A 22,963-nucleotide genomic window follows, 5' to 3' on the forward strand; every position below is an offset into this window, starting at 1 on the left:
AACACTGCCCTCAGCGGCGGATGTGCGGGGCTGTGAGCACCCCGGGCCCGCCTACCGGGCCGCTGCCACCGCCTCGTCCACCCCCCGCTCGCGCGGCCCCAGGAAGCGCGGGGCCGGCGTGAACGCCGCGTCGTACGCCGCCTTCACCGCGCCCGGGATCTCCCGCAGCCCGCCGTAGTACCAGGCCCCCCGGCGGGGCTCGTCCACCCCGACCCCGTACGCGTCGATGCCCGCCGCCCGGCACAGCGCCAGCGCCCGGCGGATGTGGAAGCCCTGGCTGACCAGCAGCGCCCGGTCGACGCCGAAGACGCGGTGGGCGCGGACGCAGGAATCCCAGGTGTCGAAGCCGGCGTAGTCGCGGACGACGGCCCCGGCGGGGACGCCGCGGTCGACGAGGTAGCGCCGCATGGCGGTGGGCTCGTCGTAGTCGCGGGTGCCGTGGTCGCCGCTGACGAGGACGGCGTCGACCTTGCCCAGCTCGTACAGCTCGGCGGCGGTGTCGAGCCGGTGCGCGAGGTACGGGGACGGCTCCTCGCCCCACAGGCCGGCGCCGAAGACGAGGGCCACGGGCGCGCGCGGGGCGCGCTCGGCGGCCACGACGCGGTCGCCGGCGGCGACGAACAGCCACGCCGAGGGCAGCAGGGCCAGGACGCACGCCAGCACCGCGCCCCGCAGCGCCCGCCGCCGCCCGCGCCGCGTCCGCGGCAGCCGGGGCCGCCACCCCGGCCGCGGGCCGCGCCCGCGCAGCCGGGGCCGCCACGCCCGTACCCGCGCCGCCGGCCGTACCACCCGGTCCCCCCACAGATTCCCCACGCAGCACTCCCTCCCACCCCTGGAACGAACCCGGCGCGATCCCCGGTTCCACCCCCGGGTTACGCTCGCCCGACGATGCCCGACATACCCCTGTTGACCCTGGTCATGCTGTGTGTCGCCGCCGCCGCGGCAGGCTGGATCGACGCCGTGGTGGGCGGCGGCGGGCTGCTCCTGCTGCCCGCCCTGCTGCTGGGCTATCCGCAGTTGCAGCCCGCGTACCTGCTCGGGACGAACAAGGCCGTGGCCATCGTCGGCACCTCCGCGGCAGCCGTGACGTACGCCCGCAAATCCCCCGTCGACGTGCGGCTGGCCGTGCGCATCGGGGCGGCGGCGCTCGCCGGCTCCGCGCTGGGGGCGTTCTTCGCCGCGGGGGTGAGCAGCGACGTCCTGCGACCGGTGATCATGGTGGTGCTGCTCGCCGTGCTCGCGTTCGTCGCGCTGCGCCCGTCGTTCGGCACGGACGCCCCCGCGACCGGCCCGGTCACGCCGCGCCGGGTGGCCGCCGCGGTGGCGCTGGCGGGCCTGGGCATCGGCTTCTACGACGGGCTGATAGGCCCGGGCACGGGCACGTTCCTGGTCCTCGCGCTGACCGCCGTGCTGCAGCTGAACCTCGTGCAGGCGTCCGCCACCGCCAAGATCGTCAACGTCTGCACCAACTTCGGCGCGCTCGTGATGTTCTCGGTCCAGGGCACGGTGCTGTGGTCGCTGGCCGCGCTGCTGGCGGTGTTCAACCTGGGCGGCGGCTGGCTCGGCGCGCACATGGCGCTGAAGAAGGGCAGCGGCTTCGTCCGCGGGGTCCTGGTCGTCACGGTCGTGGGACTGGTCGCCAAGCTCGCCTACGATCAGTGGGCTTGACTCCTCCCCCTGGTGAAGCGAGGGGGATTCCTGGCTCACGTCGCCTGCCCCCCGGCGGGGGTGCAGGTCTTGCACGATCAGCGCCAGCCGGGTCGAGACCAGCCCGGACGAGCATCACGCGGGCGGAGTTCTTGTCCCGGGGACGGGACACCCCGCACGCGGTGCACATATACGTTCGTTCCGAGAGAGGCAGCGCGTGCTTGGTTCTCGCTCCGCAGTCTGCGCAATCCATGGTGGTGTGCGCCGGGTGCACCAGGTGCACCATCCGGCCGTGTTTGCGGGCCATCTCGACCAGCGCGGCCTTGGTGGCGCCGATCGCCGCGTCAGCGGCCTTGCGGGCCATGGTCGACTTCGCGAGGAACTTCGGGCGGAAGTCCTCGACGGCCAGGGCGTCATGGCCACGGACGACTTTCTTGGCCCACTTGCGGGCGGTGTCCTGGCGTTGCCGGGCGATCTTCTTGTGGAGCTTGGCGGCATGCCGCTTCGCTTCGCGGTAGCCGTTCGATGCGGCCTGCCCGCGCTTCGGCTTCCTGCGGGCCATCATCCGCTGATATCTCGCCAGCTTCTGCGCAGCCGTCCTCCCGTGCTGCGGGTGGGGAAGGTCGTGGTCGTCGGACGTGGTGGTGGCGGTCTGCCCGACACCCCAGTCGATACCGATCACACGCCCGGTGGCGGGAAGCTGCTCGATCACGGCGGGGACGACGAAGCTCGCCCACCAGTGGCCCACCGCATCCCGGTACACCCGTACCGAACTGGGCGTCTTGGGCAGTTCCCGCGACCACACCGGGCGCACCACGATCCCACCCGCCAAATGCAGGCGACCGGCCTTGAGGCGGAAACCGCGCCGGGTGTACTCGAGAGTGGGCAGCGCCTCGCGCTTCCTCTTACACTTCGGCATCCCGGCCCGCTGCCGTATCGGCAACCCGGCCTTGATGTCCCTCAGCGCCTTGGCGCGGGACTTTCCGAAGTCGCGTACCACCTGCTGCTGCGGAACACAGGCCCCCTCCCGCAACCACGGAGTGCGCGCGCGGGCCTCGGTCAGCATCGCCGCAAGCTGCACCGGCCCACACGTCGCCTTCCCGCCCGTCGCCCGATTGCGCTGGTGCACCTGCCTGGACTTCGCGACGCACCTCATTCCACACCCAGCGCACCCGGCCCCACTCAGCTTCAAGAGCCGTACGGTCCGTGGACGACACGCGAAGACGGAAGGTGTACCGAGCATGCCCGACCGCTTCCGTAGCCTCTTTTGTCGTCATGCATCAGAACCTAGCGGGGAGGACTGACAATTGACCCCGCTCAATCCCTGCGGTGCTCCCCGCCAGCAGTTTTGGTGCACGCACCAATCACCCTGACGGCGACTCGCCTCTCTGCCCCGCGCCCGCGGAGGCTCCGCTCCCTCCCCCGGCTGAAGCCGGGGGGGGTATCCACGAAGGAGACCTGATGACGGACTTCCTGACGGTACTGACGACGACGGACGCCCGGGAGAAGGCCGAGGCGCTGGCCCGCGGGGCGGTGGAGGCGCACCTGGCGGCGTGCGCGCAGGTGAGCTCGCCGGTCACGTCGGTGTACCACTGGGAGGGCGCGGTCGAGGAGACCACGGAGTGGCAGGTGCTGCTCAAGACGACGACCGCCCGGTACGCGGAGCTGGAGACCCACCTGCGCCGGGCGCACGACTACGACGAACCGGAGATCATCGCCACCCCGGTCACCCACGGCAGCGCGGGGTACCTGACCTGGGTGGAGCGGGAGACCGCCACCTGACGGCCCGGGGCGCAGGCCCTACTCCCCCGCCGGCTCCACCCGCACCGCGCACACCTTGAACTCCGGCATCCGCGACACCGGGTCCAGCGCCGGGTTGGTCACCGTGTTCACCCGGCCCGCGCCCGGCCAGTGGAACGGCATGAACACCGTGTCCGCCCTGATCGCCGCCGTGATCCGGGCCGGCGCCACCGCCCGGCCGCGGCGCGAGACGACCGCGACCGGGTCGCCCTCCGCGGCGCCCACCCGCGCCGCCAGCTCCGGGTGCAGCTGCACGTACGGGCCCGGGGCGGCCGCCGTCAGCTCGCCGACCCGGCGCGTCTGGGCGCCCGACTGGTACTGGGCGAGGACCCGGCCCGTCGTCAGCCACACCGGGTACTCCGCGTCCGTCTCCTCCGCCGCCGGCCGGTGCTGCACCCCCGCGAACCGCGCCCGGCCGTCCGGCGTCGCGAACCGGTCGAGGAACATCCGCGGCACCGGCTCGCCGCCCTCCGGGCACGGCCAGAACACGCCGTCCTCCGCCTCGATCCGGGCGTACGTGATCCCCGAGTAGTCCGCCTTCCCCCCGGCCGACGCCCGCCGCAGCTCCGCGAAGACCTCCTCCGCCGCCACCGGGAACCCCGGCGCCCGCGCCGGCGCCAGCCGCTCCGCCAGCCCGCGCAGCACGTCGAGGTCGCCGCGTACGCCGGGCGGCGGGTCGACGGCGCGGCGGCGCAGCAGCACCCGGCCCTCCAGGTTCGTGAGCGTGCCGGTCTCCTCGGCCCACTGCGCCACGGGCAGCACGACGTCCGCGAGCGCCGCCGTCTCGGACAGCACGACGTCCGCGACCGCCAGGAAGTCCAGCGACCGCAGCCGCTGTTCGACGTGCGCGGCGCGCGGCGCGGAGACCACCGGGTTGGAGCCCATGAGCAGCAGCGCCCGGACGCCGTCGGGTCCGGGGGCGCCGAGGGCGTCGAGGAGTTCGTACGCGCTGCGCCCGGGGCCCGGCAGCGTGCCGGGGTCGACGCCCCAGACGGCGGCGACGTGGGCGCGGGCGGCGGGGTCGGTGAGCAGCCGGTAGCCGGGGAGCTGGTCGGCCTTCTGGCCGTGTTCGCGCCCGCCCTGCCCGTTGCCCTGGCCGGTGAGGCAGCCGTAGCCGGAGTAGGGGCGGCCGGGGCGGCCGGTGGCCAGGCACAGGTCGATCCAGGCGCCGACGGTGTCGGTGCCCTTGGCGTGCTGCTCGGGTCCGCGGGCGGTGAGGACCATGGCCGCCTCGGGGTCGCAGAACAGCGCGACGGCCTCGCGCAGTTGCGGTACGGGCACGCCGGTGATCCGTTCGACCAGCTCCGGCCAGTGGGCCATGGCGGCGGCGCGGGCGGCGGGCCAGCCGGTGGTGCGGGCGGCGATGTAGGCGTCGTCGGTGCGGCCTTCGGCGATGACGAGGTGGAGCAGGCCGAGGGCGAGCGCGAGGTCGGTGCCGGGGCGGGGCGCGAGGTGCAGGTCGGCCTGCTCGGCGGTGCGGGTGCGGCGCGGGTCGACGACGATCAGCGTGCCGCCGCTCCGCCGCAGTTCGGTGAAGTAGCGCAGCGCGGGCGGCATGGTCTCGGCGGGGTTGGCGCCGACGAGGACGACGCAGCCGGTGCGGGGGATGTCGGCGAGGGGAAAGGGCAGGCCGCGGTCGAGGCCGAAGGCGCGGCTGCCCGCGGCGGCGGCGGAGGACATGCAGAAGCGGCCGTTGTAGTCGATCTGGGAGGTGCCGAGGACGACGCGGGCGAACTTGCCGAGCGCGTACGCCTTCTCGTTGGTCAGCCCGCCGCCGCCGAAGACGCCCACCGCGTCCGCCCCGTGCCCGTCGCGGGCGCGGGCGAGGCCGGCGGCGACGCGGTCGAGCGCGTCGGGCCAGGTGGCCGGGCGGAGCGGGGCGGCGGGGTCGTCGCGTACGAGGGGGTGGGTCAGTCGGGCGGCGGAGTCCAGGACGGCGGGGGCGGTGCGGCCCTTGCCGCACAGGGCGCCGCGGTTGACGTCGAACGCCGTGCGCTCCAGCACGTCGGGGGCGCCGCCGTCGGCGGCCGGGGCGAGCGTCATGCCGCACTGGAGCGAGCAGTACGGGCAGTGGGTGTCGACGGTCATGGGGTGAGGGTGCGGGAGGGATGTCACCCCTGGTGGACGGGCGTATTACGGGACGGGTTCGCGCTCCTCAGCGGCCGGGGCGCACGGGCGTGAGCAGCCGTTGACAAGGCGACCCGGCGCGGAAACGGGGCCGCAACGGCGAGGGGCCAGGCTCGCGGGTATGACGACCGCGGCAGAGCTGATGGGCAGGATCACCGCCGAGCTGAGCACGGGTCTCGCGGCGGCGGGCCGCGGGCGCGGGCACCCGCGGGCGCCCGCGCTGGTGGCGGTGGCGCACGGGAGCAGGGATCCGGAGGCGGTGCGTACGGTACGCGCGCTGCTGGCCGCGGTACGGCGGCTGCGGCCGGGGCTGCCGGTGCGCCTGGGGCACGTGGAGCTGAACGAGCCGCTGCTGCGGGACACGCTGGGGGCGCTGACGGGCGACGCGGTGCTGGTGCCGCTGCTCTTCGGCCGGGGCCACCACGTGACGCGGGACATCCCGGAGATGCTGCGGGCGGCGGGCGAACGCGGCCGGCGGGAACGCGCGGGCGAGCCGGCGCCGCCCGGGAGCACCGGAGCTGCCGCGGGGCCCGGCCCCGGCGGGTCCGGCGGGGGCGGCACCTCCGCGCCCCCGCTCTCCGCCCGCGTCGCCGCCCCCCTCGGCCCGCACCCCCTCCTCGCCGAGGCGCTCGCCGGCCGGCTGGCCGCGGCCGGCTGGCGCGGCGACGGGGTCGTGCTCGCCGCCGCCGGGTCGCGGGCCGCCCGGTCGGCGGCCGACACCGGGGCCACCGCCGCGCTGCTGGCCGCCCGGCTCGGGGTGCCGGTGCTACCCGCGTACGCCTCGGCCGCCGCCCCGACCGTCGCGGAGGCGGCCCGCACGCTCGCCGCCCGGGGCTGCCGCCGTATCGGGGTGGCCTGCTGCTTCACGGCCCCCGGCCTCTTCGCGAGCCGCACCGCCGCGGACGCCCGCGCCCTGGGCCTGGCCGCCGCCGCACCGCTCGGCGCGCACCCGGCGCTGGCGCGGCTCGTACTCCACCGCTACGACGAGCAGCTCGCCGGCCTCGCCACTCGCTCCCGCACCCGCCCCGCAGCCTGACCACCCTCCTCCCGGCCTGCGGTTATAAGGGAGAGATAAAAGCTCCATAGGCGCGCGGACCGATTCTGCGGCAGCCTCGGGGGCCGGTTCCGGGGCGAGGTCGAGGGGTGGCGGCGTGACAGAGGCAAGGGTGCGGGCGAACGAGACCACGGTGCCGGTGCTGCCGTGCGTGTCGGTGGCGGAGACGCTGGAGTTCTACCAGGCGCTGGGGTTCGTGATCACCTACGAGCAGACCCGGCCCTACCTCTACCTGGCGCTGGAGTGGAGCGGTGTCGCACTCCACTTCGGCACGCCGCCTAAGGACATCGACCCCAGCCGGGAGGACGCCGGCGGCTGCCTGGTCCTGGTCGACCGGGTCGCGCCGTACCACGCGGAGTTCACCCGGGCCCTGCGCGCCGCCTACGGCAGGGTCCCCGGCAAGGGCAGGCCGCGGATCACCCGGTTCCGGCCCGGGGCCAGCCGGTTCACCGTGGTCGACCCCTCCGGGAACTCGGTCATCTTCATTCAGCGGGACGAGCCGGAAGAGCTGGAGTACGGCGGCTCGAAGAGCCTCACGGGCCTGCCCAGGGCCCTCGACAACGCCCGGATCTTCAGCGAGTTCAAGAACGACGACCGCACCGCCCTGCGGGTCCTGACCACCGCCCTGCGCAAGCACGGGCCCGGCGCCCCGGCCGCGGACGTGGCCCGGACGCTCGCCACCCTGATCGAGTTGGCCGCCGCCCTGGAGGAGACCGACGGAGTCGGCGAGTGGCGCCGCCGCCTGCACGCCCTCGACCTCACCGACGCGGAGCGCCGCCGGGCCGAGGAGGGTCTGCGCGACGCCGAGGACCTCCGCCTGTGGGACGCCACCGGTGCGGGCCCGGATGCGGCGGCGGACACGCCCTGACGCCGGCCGGCCGCGCTCGCGCGGGCACCCGCGGCCTCGCCCGACGGCGAGCGGTCAGCTCTGCGTAACCGGCGCGTTTCCGCTCCGTCAACCTCGCAGCCCTAGGGTGCGAAGGCGGCCCGCGGGCGGCTGTCCCCGGGCTCCCCCACATCGAGGAGTGGATGGTCGTGGAGCGCCGTTCTTTCCTGCGCGGAGCGGTCGTCGGCGGATCGGCGGCGGCGTTCGGCGGCAGCCTGTGGCGGGGGTCGGCCGCGGCCGACCCGGCGCAGCCGGGGGCCGGCCCGTACGGTGCGCCGGGGGCGGCGGACGGCAACGGGATCCGGCTGCCGCAGGGCTTCTCCAGCCGGGTCGTGGCGCGCTCCGGGCAGCAGGTGGCCGGTACGTCGTACACCTGGCACCCCGCTCCGGACGGCGGTGCCTGCTTCGCGGACGGCGACGGCTGGATCTACGTCTCCAACTCCGAGGTCGCCCCCTCCGGCGGCGCCGGCTCGATCCGCTTCACCGCCGCCGGCGAGGTGGCGGGCGCGTACCGCATCCTGTCCGGGACGCGGCAGAACTGCGCGGGCGGCAGGACGCCGTGGGACACCTGGCTGTCCTGCGAGGAGGTCGACCGCGGCTACGTCTACGAGACCGACCCGTGGGGCGCGAAGGCCGCCGTGCGGCGCGACGCGATGGGCCGCTTCAAGCACGAGGCGGCGGCCGCGGACCCGGAGCGGCAGGTCGTCTACCTCACCGAGGACGTCTCCGACGGCTGCTTCTACCGCTTCCGGCCCGCCACCTGGGGCTCCCTCTCCGCCGGCACCCTGGAGGTGCTGCGCATGGGCCACGGCACCTCGGGCCCGGTCACGTGGGCGCCGGTGCCGGACCCGAGCGGCGCTTCGGCGGCGACGCGGAACCAGGTGGCGGGCGCGAAGCGGTTCGACGGCGGCGAGGGCTGCCACTACTCGGGCGACGCCGGCGTCTGCTGGTTCACGACGAAGGGCGACGGCCGTGTCTGGCGGTACGACGCGGCGGCGCAGACCCTGGAGTTGGCGTACGACGACTCCCTCGTCTCCGGCGCCGCCCCGCTCACCGGCGTCGACAACGTCACCGGCAGCCGCTCCGGCGACCTCTACGTCGCCGAGGACGGGGGCGACATGGAGATCTGCCTCATCACCCCGGACGACGTCGTCGCCCCGTTCCTGCGCGTCGAGGGGCAGGGCGGCTCGGAGATCACGGGCCCGGCGTTCACCCCGGACGGCACCCGCCTGTACTTCTCCAGCCAGCGGGGCACGTCGGGCAGTTCCTCGGGCGGCATCACGTACGAGATAGCCGGACCGTTCCGCACATGAGCCCGCGCACCCGCGTCAGCGGGGGTTCTTCCACAGCCGTACGGCGCGGTCCTTGCGGTCGGCGCCCGCGATCAGCTTCCCGTCCGGGCTGAACGTCACCTCCTCGATCAGGCCCTTGCCCTTCCCGTCCTCCTCGCCGCTCACCAGCCGCGCGCTCGGCTTGCCCCGGGCCACGTTCCACAGCAGCACGCCGCCGCCGCTCTCCGAGGTGGTGGCGAGCGTCTTCCCGTCGGGGCTGAACTCCAGGTCGGCGACGGTGGTGAGGTAGTCGTCGCGCAGGGTCCGCTTCTTCCCGCCGGGCAGGTCCCACAGCCGGATCCCGCCGTCGGCGAAGCCGACCGCGAGGGTTTCGCCGTCCGGGCTGTACGCCACGGCCGTCGCCTCCCGGGGCTGGTCGAGGACCTTCGCCGGGTCGTCCTGGCCGTACGGCTCCGGGTCGCGGCCGGCGACGTCCCATATCAGGGTCGTGTCGTCGCGGGCGTAACTGGCCTCGGAGTCGTCGCCCGCGGATGCCAGCGCCTTGCCGTCCGGGCTGAAGGCGACGGCGGTGACGTCCATGTCGTGGTCGAAGTACGCGGCGACGTCGTCGCCGCGCTCGGCGGGGTCGAACAGGTACACCGAGCCCGTCCTGCTGCCGATCGCCAGCAGCTTGCCGTCGGGGGCGAACGCCACGTTCTCGCCGCCCATGTGCAGGTAGTTGAGCCACCGCCGCCCCGCCACGTCGTACAGGCCGGTCCCGCCGGTGGCGGTGCCGGTGGCGAGCAGCTTGCCGTCGGGGCTGAACTCGACGTCGGCCACCCCGGGCACGAGGTTGCTGACGGTGTTCTTCTGGGTGACGGTGTCGCTCTGCTTGCGGCTTGCGACGTCCCAGAACCGGATCTTGCCGTCGTCGCCGCCGGTGACAAGCGTCCTGCCGTCGGGGCTGAAGTCGATGCCGGCGGGGCCCGGGGCGCGGGCGGGGAAGGCGAGGCTGCCGGTGGGCTCGTACGACCCGTACGGCGAACTCGGCTGCTGCTTCCGGTCGGAGCCGGACGAGGGCAGGAAGACGGCGACGAGGACGATGACGAGGATGACGGCCCCGACCCCGCCGAACAGCAGGGCCAGGGACGCGGGGCCGCCGCGCGCGGCGGTGTCCGGGGGCGGGGGCACGGCCGGGCCGCCGGCGGTGACGGTCCGGGCGTACGCGTCCGGGGCGGGCGCCGCGGGGGCGCCGGGCGCGGCCGGAGGGCCGGGCGCAGGGGCGGCGGCGGTGCGGGTGGCGAGGTCGGGCGAGCCGGGTGCGGCGGGTGCGCCGGGCCCGCCGGGGACCGTGCGCCCGGCGGTGGCGCCGGGCGCGGCCGGAGCCGTGGCCGCGGCGTCCGCCCGCCCCGGCCCTTCGGCCACCTCCGTGGCGGGGTGCGCGGGCTCCGGCGCCGGCGGCGCCACCACCGTCGCCGGATGCCCCCCGTCCGCGGCGGCCCCGCGGCACTGCTCGATGACCTCCGCGGGCGTCGGCCGCCGGTCCGGGTCCTTCGCCAGACAGGCGGCGGCGACGGCCCGTACCGGCTCCGGGCAGCCGTCGAGGTCGGGCTCCTGCTCCAGGATCCGGTAGACCACGCCGTGGTCCGTACCGCCGCCGAAGGCGTGCCCGCCGGTGACGGCGAAGTGGGCGATGCCGCCGAGGGCGAAGATGTCGCCGGCCTCGGTGACGGTCTGGCCCCGGATGTACTCGGGCGCCATGTAGGCGGGCGTGCCGGCGCGTACGCCGGTGGCGGTCACGGCCGTCAGGTCCGCGGCCCGGGCGATGCCGAAGTCGATGACCTTGGGCCCGTCGGCGGTCAGCAGGATGTTGGACGGCTTGAGGTCGCGGTGGATGACGTCGGCGGCGTGGATGGACTGCAGCGCCTCGGCGACCCTGGCGATCAGCGCGAGCGCCGCCGCGGCCGGCAGCGGCCCGCTCTCGGCGACCGCCTGCTGGAGGGAGGGCCCGGGCACGTACGCGGTGGCGAGCCAGGGCTCGTCGGCGCGGAGGTCGGCGTCGACGACCGGCACGGTGTAGAGGCCCTGCACCCGCCGGGCGGCGGCGACCTCCTGCGCGAACCGCTTGCGGAACGCGGCGTCGCCCGCGTACTCGCGGTGGACGACCTTGACCGCCACGGCGCTGCCCGCCGGCGTCCGCGCCAGGTACACGCGGCCCATCCCGCCGGCGCCGAGCACCGCCTCCAGCCGGTACGGGCCGGTCTCGGCGGGGTCGCCGGCCCCCAGCGGCCGGAGCGGCGGCGGGGCCGTGGGCCACCCCGGCTCCCCCGCGCGGGCCCGCGGCACGGCCGGCCGGCCGTCGTCCGGTCCGGACATGGTCCCCCTCACCCCCCGGCGGCCTCCCGACCGCCTCGCCTGCTCCCGGACCGCGGCCCCGCGGCCCCCTTAGGCCCTGTCTGACGCGAGCGACAGCGTAACGAACCCGTGTGCGCCCGACATCAGCGCCGACGGCCGGCGCCGTCCCGTTCGACAGGCGGGCGGAATCCACCGCGTATACCGTGATCGGGGGATGTCCGTTTCGCGGGGCCCGACGGCCCGTGCGCGCGACCGCTCCGGACGGGCTGTCGCATGCTCGACGGAAGGTGGTCCATGAAGATCGCAGTCATCGGCGGCACCGGCCTGATCGGGTCGCAGGTCGTCGAGAAGCTCGCCGCCGCCGGACACGAGGCCGTGCCGCACGCGCTGTCCACGGGCGTCGACGTGCTCACCGGCGAGGGCCTGGCGCAGGCGGTGGCCGGCGCCGAGACCGTCCTCAACCTGACGAACTCACCGACCTTCGACGACGCCTCCCCGGCGTTCTTCCGGACCTCGATGGACAACATCCTGGCCGAGAGCAGCGAGGCCGGGGTGGGGCACGCCGTCATCCTGTCGATCGTCGGCGTCGACCTCGTGCCCGACCTGGACTACTACCGGGCCAAGACGCTCCAGGAGGACATCCTCAAGGCCGGCCCGATCCCGTACTCCGTCGTCCGCGCGACGCAGTTCATGGAGTTCATGCAGCCGACCCTGGCCATGACCACCGAGGGGGCCACCGTCCGCCTCCCGTCCACCCCGGTCCAGCCGATCGCCGCCCGGGACGTCGCCGACGCGGTCGCCGGCGTCGCCGCCGGCGCGCCCCTGAACGGCACCCTGAACATCGCGGGCCCGGACGTCCTGCCCCTCGACGAACTCGGCCGGATCACGCTGGCGGCCCACCCGGACGGGCGCGCGGTGGTCACCGACGAGACCGCCGGGATGTTCGCCGCGGCCCCGGACGAAGCCCTCCTCGCCCCACCCGACGCCCGCATCGCCCCCACCCGCTACCGCGACTGGCTCACCTGGCCGCAGGGGTGAGGGGCGGCGCCCCCGCACGGGCGCCGCCCCTCCGGACCGGTCTGCCGTCGGGTGAGGGTCAGGGCAACGCCGACGGTGGCCGGGGGTTCAGGTGGCGGGCTGGGGCCTGCGGCCGCGGGCCGCGGGCCTGGTGCCGTGGGGCTTCCCGCCGTTCGGCGAGGCCCCGTTCGCGGCGGCTCCGCCGGGCGCGGTCCCCTTCGCGGCAGCCCCGTTCCCGGTCCCTTGCTGCGCCGACGGTGTCCGCGCGGTCCCGTCCTGCGCCGGCCGGGCCGCCGCCCGCGCCGCCTCCAGCCGGGCCACCGGGATGCGGAACGGGCTGCACGAGACGTAGTCGAGGCCCACGTCGTGGAAGAAGTGCACCGACTCCGGGTCGCCGCCGTGCTCGCCGCACACGCCCAGCTTCAGGTCCGGCCGCGTCGCGCGCCCCGCCGTCACCGCGTCGCGGACCAGCGCGCCGACGCCGTCCTTGTCGATCGTCTCGAACGGGGAGACGCCGAAGATGCCCTTCTCCAGGTACGCGGTGAAGAAGCTCGCCTCCACGTCGTCCCGGGAGAAGCCCCACACGGTCTGGGTCAGGTCGTTGGTGCCGAACGAGAAGAAGTCCGCGGACTCCGCGATCTGGCTGGCGGTCAGCGCCGCGCGCGGCAGCTCGATCATCGTGCCGAGCGTCAGCTTCAGCTCCACGCCCCGCGCCGCCTGGACCTCCGCGATCACGGCTTCGGCCTCGTCGCGTACCAGCTCCAGCTCCTGCACCGTGCCCACCAGCGGGATCATGATCTCCGCCCGCGGGTCGCCCTTCGCCTCCATGCGCTGCGCCGCCGCCTCCGCGATGGCCCGCACCTGCATGGTGAACAGCCCGGGGATCACCAGCCCGAGGCGCACGCCGCGCAGGCCCAGCATCGGGTTCTGCTCGTGCAGCCGGTGGACGGCCTGGAGGAGGCGCAGGTCGTTCTCGTTGTGGTCCTTGCGCGACTCGGCGAGCGCGACCCGTACCGACAGCTCCGTGATGTCCGGCAGGAACTCGTGCAGCGGCGGGTCGAGGAGCCGCACCGTGACGGGCAGTCCGTCCATGACCTCGAAGAGCTGCACGAAGTCCCGCTGCTGGAGCGGCAGCAGGTCCGTCAGGGCGGCCTCGCGCTCCTCCTCGGTGTCGGCGAGGATCAGCCGCTCGACCAGCTCGCGCCGCTCGCCGAGGAACATGTGCTCGGTGCGGCACAGCCCGATGCCCTGCGCGCCGAAGCGGCGGGCGCGGGCGGCGTCGTCGAAGTTGTCGGCGTTGGCGCGCACGCGCAGCCGGCGGATGCGGTCGGCGTACGACATGAGGCGGTGCACGGCGACGACGAGTTCGTCGGCGTCCTCGGCGCCGGCGTGCATGCGGCCCTCGAAGTACTCCACGACCGGCGACGGCACGACCGGCACCCGGCCGCGGTAGACCTTGCCGCTGGAGCCGTCGATGGACACGACGTCGCCCTCGTCGATGACCTCGCCGCCGGGCGCGGTCAGCTGCCGCCGCTTGGTGTCGACCTCCAGCTCCTCCGCGCCGCACACGCACGTCTTGCCCATGCCCCGGGCGACGACGGCGGCGTGCGAGGTCTTGCCGCCGCGGGAGGTGAGGATGCCCTCGGCGGCGATCATGCCGTCGAGGTCGTCGGGGTTGGTCTCGCGGCGGATGAGGATGACCTTCTCCCCGGAGCGCGACCACTTCACGGCCGTGTACGAGTCGAAGACCGCCTTGCCGACGGCGGCGCCCGGCGAGGCGGCGATGCCGCGGGCCAGCTTCTCGCCCTTGTGGCCGTTGTCGAACCTCGGGAACATCAGCTGCGCGAGCTGCGCCCCGTTGACGCGCTGCAGCGCCTCGGCCTCGGTGATCAGCCCCTGGTCGACGAGCTGCACGGCGATCCGGAACGCCGCCGCCGCGGTGCGCTTGCCGACGCGGGTCTGGAGCATCCACAGCTTGCCGCGCTCGATGGTGAACTCGATGTCGCACAGGTCGCGGTAGTGGGTCTCCAGCGTCTCCATGATCCGCATCAGCTCGTCGTACGAGGCCTCGTCGAGGTCCTGGAGCTTCGCGAGCGGCACGGTGTTGCGGATGCCGGCGACGACGTCCTCGCCCTGCGCGTTCTGCAGGTAGTCGCCGTAGACGCCCTGCTGGCCGCTGGCGGGGTCGCGGGTGAAGGCGACGCCGGTGCCGGAGTCGGGGCCGAGGTTGCCGAAGACCATGGAGCAGATGTTGACGGCGGTGCCGAGGTCGCCGGCGATGCGCTCCTGGCGGCGGTAGAGCTTGGCGCGCTCGCCGTTCCAGCTGTCGAAGACGGCCCGTACGGCCAGGTCCATCTGCTCGCGCGGGTCCTGCGGGAAGGGCCGGCCGGTCTCCCGGGCGACGATGTCCTTGAACGTGCCGACGAGGGCTTCGAGGTCGGCGGCGTCCAGCTCGACGTCGGTGGCGGCGCCCTTGGCGCGCTTGGCGTCCTCCAGCGCGGTCTCGAACAGCTCGCCGTCGATGCCCTGGACGGTGTTGCCGAACATCTGGATGAGGCGGCGGTAGGAGTCCCAGGCGAACCGCTCGTCGCCGGCCTGGGCGGCGAGCCCGGGCAGGCAGGCGTCGGTCAGGCCGATGTTGAGGACGGTGTCCATCATGCCGGGCATGGAGAACTTGGCGCCGGAGCGCACGGAGACCAGCAGCGGGTCGCCCGCCTGGCCGAGCTTCTTGCCCATGCGGCGTTCGAGGGCGTCGAGGTGGGCGCCGACCTCGTCGCGCAGGGCGGGGGGTTCGGCGCCGCTGGCGAGGTAGACCTTGCAGGCCTCGGTGGTGATGGTGAAGCCGGGCGGGACGGGCAGGCCGAGGTTGGTCATCTCGGCGAGGTTGGCGCCCTTGCCGCCGAGGAGGTCCTTGAGGTCCTTGTTGCCCTCGTGGAAGTCGTAGACGAACTTGACCGCGGCCGCCTTCGCCGCCGCCTTCGTCGCCGACGGAGCCCCCTTCCCCGGGGACTTCTTCGCGGCCTTCTTCTTATCCGGCTTCGTTTCCGGCACGGGATCGACTCCTCGTGTGGGACCCCTGGCGGGGGGAGCTGCCCTGACGGCGAGGAACATACCCAGATCGAAGGCTCCAGGGGATGAGGCGTAGACGATCACGAGGGGGGTCGGCCCTCACACCTGGGATCCTGCCGGCGACCGGGAGCCGCGCCCCTTCTTCACTTCTCTTAACGACGATCCCGGACCGGCGGGCATCGGCAAGCCGGGCGGGTCATCCGCGTTACGGAACGCAGTTGTGGCTTCGAGAGGTGAAGGGATGCGGGTGGCACTCAGTGCCGCGCATACGAGAGATAGCGTCCACATTTGAGCGCTCGTTTGAGCGCAAGGCGTATCAAGCGTGGGGAGAATCACGCGATCGGGTGCGGGAAATCTCACGATGTGGACAGGACGGGTGCCCGGACGCGGTACGAGTCGGCCGGAACCGGGAGCACGCGGGCCGTGCTCCCGCAACGTGCGTGTGTGCGCCCCCGGTTCTGCTTGTCGACCCGACAGCAGCGCGCTAGTTTTGCGTGCCAACCAGACGTAATGACGCGATGACACCTCGCTGAGGGAGGCGCTCGCATGAGCGGCGCGGAACACCGGCTTCTCTTCCACGGCGGGGCGTTCGCCGCGGTGACCCGCTCCGGGGACGTCACCGGGGCGCGGGAGGCCCGGCCGGACGGCTTCTTCCTCGGGGACACCCGGCATCTGAGCCGCTGGCAGCTGACGGTGGACGGCGCGGTCCCGACCCTGCTGGCCGCGGACCCGGCCGCCACCGGGCCGGCCGCGGCGCGGGCCGTCCTCGTACCTCCCACGGACCGCGACGAGCCGCCGCCGCACACGGTCTTCCGCGAGCAGCACGTCGCGGGCGGCGCGCTGGTCGACACCCTGCGCATCACCGGCAACCGCGCCGAGCCCGAGAAGCTGTGGCTCGCGCTGACGGTCGACGCGGACTTCGCGGACCAGTTCGAGTTACGGGCCGACCACCGCGTCTACGGCAAGCCGCACGCGGTACGGGCCCGGGAAGTGCTCCCGGCGGGGGTGGAGTTCCGCTACCGCCGCGGCGCGTGGCGGGCCCGCACGACGGTCACGGCGGAACCGCCGCCGGACGCGGTGGAGGAGACGGGCAGCGGCGCACGGCGCCTGGTGTGGCACCTGAAGCTGGCGCCGCACGAGACCACGGAACTGACACTCCGTGCCGCGGCAGCGTCGGGGACGGAGGAGGCCGACCCGGCGCCCGGAGCACCCGGGGCGTCCGGAGCGCCGTCGGCGTCCGGAGCACCCGCGGCCGGGCCCGCCGCGGGGCGGAACGGCACCCCCCGGCCCCGTACGGCCGCATCCCCCGGCGCACCCCCCGCCGCCGGGACGGCATCCACCCCCTCCGCCGCCGCCCCGCCCGACCTCGCCCGGGCCGCGGAGCAGGGCCTCGCCGACCTCGACGGGCTCCTCATCCCCGCCGCCGGACCCGGCGGCGAGGAGGTGCGGGTGCCGGCGGCCGGGGTGCCGTGGTTCCTGGCGCTCGTCGGCCGGCACGCGCTCGTCGCGTCGCTGTTCGCGCTGCACCACCGCCCGGCGCTCGCCCGCGACACGCTCCTCGCGCTCGCCGCCACCCAGGCCGGCGAGGCGGACGGCGAACCGGGGAAGATCGTGCACGAGGTGCGCCACGGCGAGCTGGCCCACTTCGGCCAGGTGCCGTACGGGCGCTACTACGGGGCCGTGGACACCACCCCGCTGTTCCTCGTCCTCCTCGGCGCGCTCACCGAGCACACCGGCGACGACGGGCCCGCCCGCCGCCTGGAGCCGCAGGCCCGCGCCGCCGTCGAGTGGATGTTCCGCGACGGCGGCCTCGCCGACTCCGGCTACCTGCGCTGCCGCCCCGACGACGGCGCCCCGGCCGGCCAGAGCTGGCGCGACTCCCCCGGCGCCCTGTGCGCCGCCGACGGCACCCGCGCCACCGGCACCCTCGCGCCCGCCGCGCCCCAGGGCTACGCCCACGCCGCCCTCACCCACACCGCCCGCCTCGCCGCCACCGCCTGGGCCGACCCGGCGCTCGCCGACCGCCTCACCGCCGCCGCCGACGGCCTGCGCACCCGCTTCCTCGCCGACTTCTGGCTCCCCGGCCCCGACTTCCCCGCCCTGGCCCTGGACGGCGCGGGCCGCCCCGCCGACGCGCTGTCCTCCGACGCCGGGCACCTGCTGTGGTCGGGGCTGCTGGACGCCGACCGGGCGCGCTGGGTGGGCCGGCGGCTGCTGGAGCCGGACTTCTTCTCGGGCTGGGGGGTGCGGACCGTTGCGGCGGAGCAGGGGGCGTACCACCCGATGGCGTACCACCGCGGCGGCGTCTGGCCCCACGACAACGCGATCCTGGCCCTGGGCCTGGCCCGCTACGGCCTGCACGAGGAGGCCCGTACGGTGGTGGCGGCCCTCACCGACCTGGCGGCCCGCACCGCGCACCGCCTCCCGGAAGCCGTCGCCGGCTACCCCCGCACCGCCCAGCCCACCCCGATCCCGGTCCCCCACGCGGCCACCCCCCAGTCCTGGTCGGCGACCACGCCCCTGGCCCTGCTCACCGCACTCGCCGCCGCGGACAGCCCTTAGGGTCTGTCGCCGCCGGGGGCGTCGACGGGGGGCCGCTCGATGAGGATCATCGGGTCGCTCCCCTTGAGCTGCTGCCAGATCGTCACCAGCGCCACGAGCTGGGCCACGAGGAACGCCACCTGGACCGACGCCGTGCGCCACTGGTACACGGACAGCAGCAGGCCGGCCCTGCTGGGCCAGTAGCGCCTTTCGCCGCGGAAGGTGTCGATGTCCATGGCCACCCCGGTCAGGGTGAGGACGAGCAGCGTGAGGCTCAGTTCGAGCGGCCAGGTGCCGAAGGGCTGGTCGACGGCCTCGTTGCCGGCCCACTGCACCAGCACCGGGACGGCGTAGGCGAGGGCGAGCCCGGACGCGCGGGCGGGGCCGCGGCGGCCGGGCAGCACGCGCCACAGCGCGCCCAGCGTGAACCCGGCGCCCACCCACAGGAGTTCCAGGGAGACGGCGGACGCCAGGGTGTCGGCGAAGCCGAAGCGCTGGAGGAAGGTGTCGTCCCACCGGATGCCGCGGACGCGGTCGGCCCAGGTGAGTATCGCCACCGCGGGCACCGAGATCAGCGCGGCGAAGTACGCTCCCCGGCACGCGTTGCCCCACGTGGTGCTCCGCGGCCCCCAGGCCAGGACCAGTTCCACCGGGCCGACGGACGGCGGCAGGCGTATCCACGTGTGCGGCAGGCCGGGCGGCGGGGCGGGGTGCGGGAGCCGGTGCAGCCGGTCCAGCTCGTTCTCCAGCTGCGAGCGGTCCTCCTCCTGCTGCCCCTGCTCCAGCCGGCGCAGCAGGGCGTGCAGTTCGCGGTGGCGCCGCGCCGCCTTGAGCAGGTACCGCCGGTCGGACTCCCCCGTCACCTCGTGCAGCCGGTGGCCGGAGGGCAGCCTGCGGTGCAGGACCGCGCGCCTGCCGCCGAAGGCGAGCAGAGCGGTCAGCGTGAGCCAGAGCGCCAGCAGGGGCAGCACCGGCAGGGGGACGCCCGCGTACCAGCCGACGACGGGCGCGACGCAGACGACGAAGAACACCTTGAGGGCCAGCAGCTCCGCCGGCGGCGGGAGAGCGGCCTCCGGGCCGCCCGCGGTGCCCGGGGCCGGCGCCCGAGCCGCCGCCCGGGCACGGGCGCGCAGGACGGCGAGGAGCGCCAGGGACGGGGCCCACCACCAGAAGTAGGTGCCGTGGAACCAGTCCAGCCAGTCGGAGGGGAAGTAGCGCGTCTCGTTGAACAGGGTCGCCATGTGCCACAGGCCGTACATCGCGTCCGCGTTGCGTCTGCTGAGCCAGCTCTGGTCCTCCCACAGGTTCTGCGCGGCCCACACGCCCGCCGCGGGCGCCGCCGACGCCACGACGGCCGCCGCGATCAGCACGTACGGCGAGAGGCGGCCGCGCGGCCGTCCGGGCACCGGGGCGCCCGCGGCGCGCCACACCCGCAGCAGTGACGCGGCGGCGCCCACCAGCCAGACGAACACCAGGCACGCGCAGGCCGCGGCGAACGCGACCATGCCCCCGTTCTCCCGGAACCACTGCACCTCCCCCGGGTTGTTCTCCCAGTCGAGCCACAACCCGGCGGGCAGCGCGAACCACTCCGGGCGGGACACCACGGCGACCACGTATCCGGCGGCGGGGACGACGAGGGCGGCGGCGGCCCGTCCCGGTCTGCCGAAGGCGCACAGCGCCAGCCCGGTGAGCAGGACGAGCCCCGCATGGAGGTGGATGCGGTGCTGGTCCGTCCAGAACAGCGCCGTGCCCTGGTTGGCGAAGTGCGCGAGCAGCGGGTCGTCGAAGTAGTGGACGACGGTGATCGCGAACGCCAGCCAGCCGACGACCAGCAGGTTGCGGCCCGTACGCGTCTCGGCCCCGGTGCGCGGCACGGCGGCCGGCGCGCGCCGCAGGGCGCGCGCCGTGTACAGCAGGAGGCCGAGGAACGCCGCGTCGAACAGCAGCCAGGCCAGCGGGTCGACGACGTACCAGGGGTGCCCGCTCCACCGGGCCGCCCACGCCTTGGCGGCCGGCGGCTGGAGGGTGACCCGTACGTCCGGGGGCCTGCCTCCCGCCTCCTCCCGCGTCCAGGTCAGCTCGGTCGCGGTGCCGGTGGCCGGCAGCGAGGACATGCTCCGCGCGGGCCGCCCGCCCAGATCGACGGTCACCTCCTGCCACCAGGAGCGGTCCAGGGCGGGCGGACGCATCAGCTCCAGGTCCCACAGCCGCTCCCCGACGGTGAGGCTCCAGGGCCCGAAGTGCCGCGTCTGCAGGCTGACGACCCAGGTGGTGACGCGCTGGTCGACCGTCACCCACCGCTTGCCGACGGCCACCTCCGGCGGCTCGGTCCGCCCCTCCGTGTCCCGGTACGGAAAGGGGTCGTCCGGGAAGCGCAGCAGGCAGCGCATCGCCGTCCGGTACGCCTCCGTGTCCCCGTTCAGCAGCAGGTCCGACGCCCGGGGCCAGGACTTCGGCACCTTCACCGTGAGCCGCCCGGTGGCCTTGGAGAAGTCCTCACCCCCGTGCTTGAAGTGCACGGAGGCCGTGACGCGCGCCGCCCTCAACTGCTGGGTGCGGCATTCGTCGTCCGCCGCCCGGGCCGGCGCGTCCGGAACCGTGCACAGCAGCACGGTCGCGACCATGAGAAGAACAACGTGCCGCAACCCTCGCCCCAACGAGACCCCCACCCGTCCCGCACCGCCCCGACCACAGGTTTATACCCCGGCCGCACGGGCCACGCCCCCGAAATCCGCGCATGCGCCGAGGCGTGCGCGAGAACGACCGGCGCGTCGCGATGAGTTCCCGGGGCCCGGCCGGTCCTACCCTCGAACACCTTCACCAGGAGGACTTGTCATGCGCAACGTGACCTACTCGATGTCCATGTCCCTCGACGGCTACGTCACCGGGCCCGACGGCGGCCTCGACTGGGGCGCTCCCAGCGAGGAGGTCTTCCGGTTCTCCATCGACGAGATCCGCGGGGTCGGCGTCCACGTCATGGGGCGGCGGCTGTACGAGACGATGCTGTACTGGGAGACCGCCGCGCAGGACCCCGGACTCGGCGCGGCGGAGCGGGAGTGGACCACGCTGTGGAACCCGCTGCCCAAGGTGGTGTTCTCGCACACCCTGACGGCGGTGGAGGGCAGCGCCCGCCTGGCCTCCGGCGGCCTGGCCGAGGAGATCGGGCGGCTGCGGGAGGAGCCGGGCGAGGGCGACATCGCGATCGGCGGCGCGACGCTCGCCGCCGAGGCGGCGGCGCTCGGGCTCATCGACGAGTACCGGATCAGGGTGTGCCCGGTGCTGCTCGGCGGCGGCCTCCCGTTCTTCGACCGGCAGGAGCGCCGGGTGGACCTCGAACTCGTCGAGACCCGCACGTTCGACTCGGGCGTCGTCTTCCTCCGCCACCGCGTGCTGCGCTAGCCAGCCCCTGTCCTAGCTCCTAACCCCCGTCGGCGGCCCTCCCCCAGGGGCCGCCCGGGGCGAGGTCGGCCAGGACGGACCCCAGGTGCGGGGGTTCGAGGGGGTCGGGGAGGGTGCGGATCCCGGGCCAGGCGATCCAGGTGTGGCCGGCGAGGGTGGCCTGCTCGTCGGGGAGGAGGCCCGTGCGGCGCAGCGGGGGGCGGTCGGCGGCGTAGCGGGCGAGGAAGAAGTGCTCGGTGCCGGTGAAGTGGGTGCCCTTCCAGTGGAAGTCCCGTGCGACGGGCACGCCGCGCTCCCCGACGGCGGCGGGGTCGAGGCCGGTCTCCTCGGCGAGTTCGCGGCGGGCGGCGGCGAGCGGCGTCTCGTCCGGCTCGATGCCGCCGCCGGGCGGCTCCCAGATCAGCGCGCCGTCGAAGGGGTCGCGCCAGCGCAGCAGCAGTATCCGCTCGGCGGCGTCGAGGCAGATGACCCGCGAGGCGGGCCGATGCGTCGTATCCACCACTCCGAGGCTACTTCGCCCGGAGGACGGGCCGGGAGCGCCGCCCCCCGTTTGCCGCGGGCGGGGGCAGGGCCCCTCAGCCGCCCGAGGTGTCCAGTTCCGCGTCGGCGTCCACCCGCGGGTTCTCGTACGGGTCCGCCAGCCAGCCCTCCGGCAGCACCACCTTGTTGCGGCCCGCCGTGCGCCCCCGCGGGCCGTCCGCGCCCGCCGGCCACGGCTGGTCCAGGTCCAGGGTGCCCAGCAGGTCGTCCAGCTCCGCCAGGGAGCCGGCCATCGCCATCCGGTGGCGTACGTCCTTGCCGACCGAGAAGCCCTTCGTGTACCACGGCACGTGCTTGCGGAAGTCGATGACGCCGCGCCGCTCGTCCCCGATCCACTGCCCCAGCAGCTCCGCGTGCCGCCGCATCACCCCCGCGACCTCCTTCAGCGCCGGCCGCGCGTACGAGGCGCCCGACGCGTCCGGCCCCGCCGCGAACGCCGCCACCAGGTCGCCGAAGAGCCACGGCCGACCCAGGCAGCCGCGGCCGACGACCACCCCGTCGCAGCCCGTCTCGCGCACCATCCGCAGCGCGTCGTCCGCCGACCAGATGTCCCCGTTGCCCAGCACCGGGATCTCCGGCACGTGCTCCTTCAGCCGGGCGATCGCGTCCCAGTCCGCGGTGCCGCCGTAGTGCTGGGCCGCCGTGCGGCCGTGCAGGGCGATGGCCGTGACGCCCTCCTCGACGGCGATCCTGCCGGCGTCCAGGTACGTCAGGTGGTCGTCGTCGATGCCCTTGCGCATCTTCATCGTCACCGGCAGGCCGCCTGCGCCGGCGACCGCCTCGCGGAGGATCGCGCGCAGCAGGTTCCGCTTGTACGGCAGCGCCGAGCCGCCGCCCTTGCGGGTCACCTTCGGCACGGGGCAGCCGAAGTTGAGGTCGATGTGGTCGGCGAGGTCCTCGTCGGCGATCATGCGGGCCGCGCGGCCGGTGTACGCCGGGTCCACGCCGTAGAGCTGGATCGACCGCGGCTTCTCCGAGCCGTCGAAGTGGACGAGGCGCATCGTCTTCGCGTCCCGCTCGACCAGCGCCCGCGTCGTGATCATCTCGCTGACGAAGAGCCCGCGGCCGCCGGAGAACTCCCGGCACAGCGTGCGGAACGGCGCGTTCGTGATCCCCGCCATGGGCGCGAGCACCACGGGCGGGGAGACGGTGTGCGGGCCGATCTGCAGCTCGGACGTGCGGCTGGACATGCGGTGCGCTACCTCGTTGCGTACGGGGACGGACCCTCCATTGTCCCCCACCGGCGGCCGGTCCCGC

15 protein-coding genes and 1 pseudogene are annotated in these 22,963 nt (G+C 74.8%); 8 read left to right on the plus strand and 8 right to left on the minus strand.

Translation table 11 applies throughout. The annotated features are described in order from the left end of the window. Positions 1 to 51: 51 nt before the first annotated feature. Positions 52 to 789 carry a SanA/YdcF family protein gene (locus LG396_RS09175; protein ID WP_372483484.1) on the minus strand — a complete coding sequence of 246 codons (738 nt, stop codon included), beginning with the start codon at positions 787 to 789 and terminating at the stop codon, positions 52 to 54. Positions 790 to 888: 99 nt separating this feature from the next. On the opposite strand from LG396_RS09175, the gene LG396_RS09180 reads away from it, so the two are divergent. Then, positions 889 to 1,668: a sulfite exporter TauE/SafE family protein gene (locus LG396_RS09180; RefSeq protein WP_225794348.1), complete on the plus strand. Its 780-nt coding sequence runs from the start codon at positions 889 to 891 to the stop codon at positions 1,666 to 1,668. On the opposite strand, the pseudogene LG396_RS09185 reads toward LG396_RS09180, so the two are convergent. After that, positions 1,619 to 2,924, minus strand: a pseudogene (locus LG396_RS09185) (RNA-guided endonuclease InsQ/TnpB family protein). The gene LG396_RS09180 and the pseudogene LG396_RS09185 overlap by 50 nt on opposite strands. 184 nt (positions 2,925 to 3,108) lie before the next feature. Between LG396_RS09185 and cutA the strand changes: the two are divergent. Continuing rightward, on the plus strand, positions 3,109 to 3,429 hold the full coding sequence (gene cutA / locus LG396_RS09190) for a divalent-cation tolerance protein CutA (protein ID WP_018834397.1): 321 nt from the start codon (positions 3,109 to 3,111) through the stop codon (positions 3,427 to 3,429). A gap of 18 nt (positions 3,430 to 3,447) precedes the next feature. Here the strand turns inward: cutA and LG396_RS09195 are convergent, their stop codons facing one another. After that, on the minus strand, positions 3,448 to 5,535 hold the full coding sequence (locus LG396_RS09195; protein WP_225794349.1) for a molybdopterin oxidoreductase family protein: 2,088 nt from the start codon (positions 5,533 to 5,535) through the stop codon (positions 3,448 to 3,450). A gap of 160 nt (positions 5,536 to 5,695) precedes the next feature. Between LG396_RS09195 and LG396_RS09200 the strand changes: the two genes are divergently transcribed. The 3 genes from LG396_RS09200 (at position 5,696) to LG396_RS09210 (ending at position 8,827) form a co-directional block, all read left to right on the plus strand. Then, a complete protein-coding gene (locus LG396_RS09200; RefSeq protein WP_225794350.1) occupies positions 5,696 to 6,610 on the plus strand; it encodes a sirohydrochlorin chelatase in 915 nt (304 codons plus the stop codon). Between the two features lie 115 nt (positions 6,611 to 6,725). After that, positions 6,726 to 7,496 (plus strand): DUF8817 family protein, encoded by a 771-nt coding sequence (locus LG396_RS09205; protein ID WP_225794351.1) that lies wholly within the window; start codon positions 6,726 to 6,728, stop codon positions 7,494 to 7,496. A gap of 167 nt (positions 7,497 to 7,663) precedes the next feature. Then, positions 7,664 to 8,827: an alkaline phosphatase PhoX gene (locus LG396_RS09210; protein WP_225794352.1), complete on the plus strand. Its 1,164-nt coding sequence runs from the start codon at positions 7,664 to 7,666 to the stop codon at positions 8,825 to 8,827. Between the two features lie 15 nt (positions 8,828 to 8,842). Here LG396_RS09210 and LG396_RS09215 read toward each other — a convergent pair whose 3' ends face one another. Further along, the gene (locus tag LG396_RS09215; protein WP_225794353.1) at positions 8,843 to 11,161 is read right to left on the minus strand and encodes a WD40 repeat domain-containing serine/threonine protein kinase; all 2,319 of its coding nucleotides are present in this window, start codon (positions 11,159 to 11,161) and stop codon (positions 8,843 to 8,845) included. Between the two features lie 273 nt (positions 11,162 to 11,434). On the opposite strand from LG396_RS09215, the gene LG396_RS09220 reads away from it, so the two are divergent. Further along, entirely contained in the window at positions 11,435 to 12,178 is a 744-nt protein-coding gene (locus LG396_RS09220) for an SDR family oxidoreductase (protein ID WP_100302816.1), read from the plus strand. 87 nt (positions 12,179 to 12,265) lie between these two features. On the opposite strand, the gene ppdK is transcribed toward LG396_RS09220, so the two are convergent. After that, complete coding sequence (ppdK, locus tag LG396_RS09225) at positions 12,266 to 15,208, minus strand: pyruvate, phosphate dikinase (protein WP_225794354.1); 2,943 nt, start codon at positions 15,206 to 15,208, stop codon at positions 12,266 to 12,268. 564 nt (positions 15,209 to 15,772) lie between these two features. Here ppdK and LG396_RS09230 point away from each other — a divergent pair. After that, complete coding sequence (locus LG396_RS09230; RefSeq protein ID WP_225794355.1) at positions 15,773 to 17,788, plus strand: amylo-alpha-1,6-glucosidase; 2,016 nt, start codon at positions 15,773 to 15,775, stop codon at positions 17,786 to 17,788. Here the strand turns inward: LG396_RS09230 and LG396_RS09235 are convergent. After that, positions 17,785 to 20,391, minus strand: a complete 2,607-nt coding sequence (locus tag LG396_RS09235; protein WP_225794356.1) for a DUF6185 family protein — start codon at positions 20,389 to 20,391, stop codon at positions 17,785 to 17,787. The two genes, LG396_RS09230 and LG396_RS09235, sit on opposite strands and share 4 nt — an antisense overlap. Before the next feature lie 211 nt (positions 20,392 to 20,602). On the opposite strand from LG396_RS09235, the gene LG396_RS09240 reads away from it, so the two are divergent. Further along, positions 20,603 to 21,166: a dihydrofolate reductase family protein gene (locus LG396_RS09240; RefSeq protein WP_018834387.1), complete on the plus strand. Its 564-nt coding sequence runs from the start codon at positions 20,603 to 20,605 to the stop codon at positions 21,164 to 21,166. 19 nt (positions 21,167 to 21,185) lie between these two features. Here the strand turns inward: LG396_RS09240 and LG396_RS09245 are convergent, their stop codons facing one another. Together LG396_RS09245 and dusB are read right to left on the minus strand one after the other, a co-directional pair. After that, a complete protein-coding gene (locus tag LG396_RS09245; protein WP_225794357.1) occupies positions 21,186 to 21,665 on the minus strand; it encodes an NUDIX hydrolase in 480 nt (159 codons plus the stop codon). A 76-nt stretch (positions 21,666 to 21,741) separates the two neighbouring features. Beyond that, positions 21,742 to 22,896, minus strand: a complete 1,155-nt coding sequence (gene dusB, locus LG396_RS09250; RefSeq protein WP_225794358.1) for a tRNA dihydrouridine synthase DusB — start codon at positions 22,894 to 22,896, stop codon at positions 21,742 to 21,744. Positions 22,897 to 22,963: the final 67 nt, after the last annotated feature.

The organism is Streptomyces aculeolatus, assembly GCF_020400605.1.
In the GTDB taxonomy this organism is placed as follows: domain Bacteria; phylum Actinomycetota; class Actinomycetes; order Streptomycetales; family Streptomycetaceae; genus Streptomyces; species Streptomyces aculeolatus.

Coding starts and splice junctions, on each gene's coding strand:
- LG396_RS09240 (WP_018834387.1), top strand. CDS start 20,603: ATGCGCAACGTGACCTACTCGATGTCCATGTCCCTCGACGGCTACGTC.
- LG396_RS09215 (WP_225794353.1), bottom strand. CDS start 11,161: ATGTCCGGACCGGACGACGGCCGGCCGGCCGTGCCGCGGGCCCGCGCG.
- dusB (WP_225794358.1), bottom strand. CDS start 22,896: ATGTCCAGCCGCACGTCCGAGCTGCAGATCGGCCCGCACACCGTCTCC.
- LG396_RS09180 (WP_225794348.1), top strand. CDS start 889: ATGCCCGACATACCCCTGTTGACCCTGGTCATGCTGTGTGTCGCCGCC.
- LG396_RS09230 (WP_225794355.1), top strand. CDS start 15,773: ATGAGCGGCGCGGAACACCGGCTTCTCTTCCACGGCGGGGCGTTCGCC.
- LG396_RS09235 (WP_225794356.1), bottom strand. CDS start 20,391: ATGGTCGCGACCGTGCTGCTGTGCACGGTTCCGGACGCGCCGGCCCGG.
- LG396_RS09220 (WP_100302816.1), top strand. CDS start 11,435: ATGAAGATCGCAGTCATCGGCGGCACCGGCCTGATCGGGTCGCAGGTC.
- cutA (WP_018834397.1), top strand. CDS start 3,109: ATGACGGACTTCCTGACGGTACTGACGACGACGGACGCCCGGGAGAAG.
- LG396_RS09195 (WP_225794349.1), bottom strand. CDS start 5,535: ATGACCGTCGACACCCACTGCCCGTACTGCTCGCTCCAGTGCGGCATG.
- LG396_RS09200 (WP_225794350.1), top strand. CDS start 5,696: ATGACGACCGCGGCAGAGCTGATGGGCAGGATCACCGCCGAGCTGAGC.